The organism is Komagataeibacter intermedius TF2 (assembly GCF_000964425.1).
In the GTDB taxonomy this organism is placed as follows: Bacteria; Pseudomonadota; Alphaproteobacteria; order Acetobacterales; family Acetobacteraceae; genus Komagataeibacter; species Komagataeibacter intermedius.
On record NZ_BANF01000755.1, the window covers coordinates 1 to 233 of the forward strand.

1 protein-coding gene is annotated in these 233 nt (G+C 58.8%); it reads right to left on the reverse strand.

Annotated elements, in window-relative coordinates; translation table 11 throughout:
• Nucleotides 1–165: AEC family transporter (locus B7449_RS19175; RefSeq protein WP_209426802.1), on the reverse strand; the 165-nt coding region annotated here is incomplete at its 3' end.
• Between the last annotated feature and the right edge of the window lie 68 nt (nucleotides 166–233).

Genomic DNA, 233 nt, shown 5'->3' on the forward strand with positions numbered 1-233 from the left:
CGCCATGCTGAGGAAGAGCGCAACCGGCAGGGCATATTTCAGCGCGAAATGACTGAAACCGATGGCCTGATCGTGATCGAAATCCTTGTACTTCCCGGCCAGATAGCCCAGCCCGAATATGAGGACAACCGGAGCGATGGCGGCGACGAGTATCACGAGATTCACGGATCTGCTCCGGGTTGGTGAGAGAAGGCCTCATCATCCCCGGTGATCGGCTCGAGCCGATCACCGGG